General features: G+C 32.6%; 1 protein-coding gene. It reads left to right on the top strand.

What is annotated here, in order from left to right:
* The first annotated feature begins 485 nt into the window (after nt 1-485).
* Nucleotides 486-1538 carry a Fic family protein gene (locus IWB18_RS12365; protein WP_195683922.1) on the top strand — a complete coding sequence of 351 codons (1053 nt, stop codon included), beginning with the start codon at nt 486-488 and terminating at the stop codon, nt 1536-1538.
* Nucleotides 1539-2187 lie beyond the last annotated feature (649 nt).

Here is a 2187-nt window from a genome sequence, read left to right as displayed (position 1 = left end):
CAACAGAAAGTTTATCATCACTCAGATTAAAGTGGCATAGTTTGTGTCCAGAACTGGCCTAGTTTGTGGCGAGTTCTGGACTAGTCGTGATGTCTGAAAATGGCCTGCTTTATTTTACCAGTTACAGGAGGTGGCACATTTGTCTGATAACTTTGGATTTAAGATCGGCATTGAGGGAGAAAAAGAGTCCAAAAATGCACTTCGAGATATTAATAGATCTGATGCTAGTATAAATGTGTGGACACGGAAAGTGAGATATAATAAGAAAATCTGAAAGGATGTGTCCTCATGGGAAATCAATGTAACCTTATAAATAATGATGATTTATAAAATCGTATAATCCACATGGTATTATTGACTGCTTATATTACAAATTATGTAGTAAATTAGAGAATGGTAACTGTGTTATCTGCATATTTTAATTGCTATGTGCATAAAATACTGATAAAATTATGCATATAAATCAAAATAGGCAGGTGATGCAGTTGAGAAAATTTAATTATAGAGAAGTTGATAAAGAATTATATACGCCGGAAATCATGAATTTGATTGCAAAGATTCACGAATATAAAGGGAAGCAGGAATTATTTGTCGAGGCTAAGCCGGATATTTTAGAAGCGATGCTTGAAGTAGCAAAGGTTCAAAGTACTGGATCTTCTAATAGAATAGAAGGAATATTCACATCAGATGCCAGACTTTTAGAGTTAGTAGGAAAAAAAGCAGAACCTCTTAATAGAGACGAAGAAGAAATTGCAGGATACAGAGAAGTACTCAATACAATACATGAAAATTATGATTATATTCAACTAAGTTCAAATATAATATCACAGCTGCATAGAGATCTGTACAGCTATCACCCATCTTCAAATGGGTGTAAATATAAAAATCAAGATAACATTATAGAAGAAGTAGATTCAAGAGGCATAAGTGCTATTAGATTCAAACCACTTTCAGCTTTTGAAACACCTTCTGCTGTTGAAAGGTTATGTGCATCATATAATGAAGGGAAAAAAGAAGGTAAAATAGATTCTTTGATTTTAATATCAAAATTCGTTTTAGATTTTCTATGTATTCATCCTTTTAATGATGGCAACGGTAGAATGAGCAGGTTATTAACTTTGCTCCTTCTTTACCAAGAAGGATATATCGTAGGGAAGTATATTAGTATAGAAATGCTGATAGAAAATACCAAAGAAAATTACTATGAAACTCTAAAGCAAAGTTCACATGGGTGGTATGAAGAAAATAACAATCTAAATCCTTTCGTAAAATACTATCTGAGTATTTTATTGAAAGCATATAAAGAATTTTCTGAAAGAGTAGAAACTGTTGAAATTAGAGGCTTAAATAAATCAGAAAGAGTTAAAGACATATTTGATAAAAAAGTTGGTAAAATTTCAAAAAATAACATAGCTGAAATTTATCCTGATATTAGTATAACAACTATTGAAAAAGCACTATCGGACTTATTAAAGGATGGTTATATAAAAAAAGTTGGATCAGGAAGAGCAACAGCATATATTAAAAATACAGATTAATCTATTAGAGCATCTAAAAGGGCTCTTTTCTACATAAATATGAAATTATGTGCATAAAAAAAGAGATGGAACTATGCAGATGAAAAAGTCAATGTATAAATCTCAACTAGTTCACCACAAAAACCTTATATAAGTTGGGACAGACCAGGATAAGAGATCAAAAAAATCTTATGAGTGATTATTTTATTTCATGAGTGAATGGTCAACACTTAAGGGGTCTTATTTTCGATGCATATTATGAAAATCTGAGAAGTAAGATCTCAGATCATTTCGGATGAAATATCAAGACCATTCACTTGTGCTCAAAAGTCTGGTATGTTATGCTCCGCTTCCACCATTAATATCTACGACTAGCTGAAATCTGCATAGAATTCAGCTTTTTTTGTTTTTTTGAATGGCCGACATGAAAGTGTCGCTAATAGAATATTTCTCCTGGGCATACAATACAGCATGCTATCGCTTGGCCAGGCTTACAAGTTTCTCTCTGCGATATCCTTTAATATAGAGTTGTCCAGACTCAACAAGTCAAGTCCGAAAAAGTGTGTAAATTCCCTCGGTTAGTTTTTTAAGCAGCAACAGTGGTATTTTTGGCCAATCGATGTTGATGGTATTCTTCCATATCAAGATATCGCTTACCCGTTGTCCATTT

Source organism: Alkalibacter mobilis, assembly GCF_015594845.1.
Lineage (GTDB): Bacteria > Bacillota > Clostridia > Eubacteriales > Alkalibacteraceae > Alkalibacter > Alkalibacter mobilis.
This window is presented reverse-complemented; position numbering and strand designations above follow the sequence as displayed.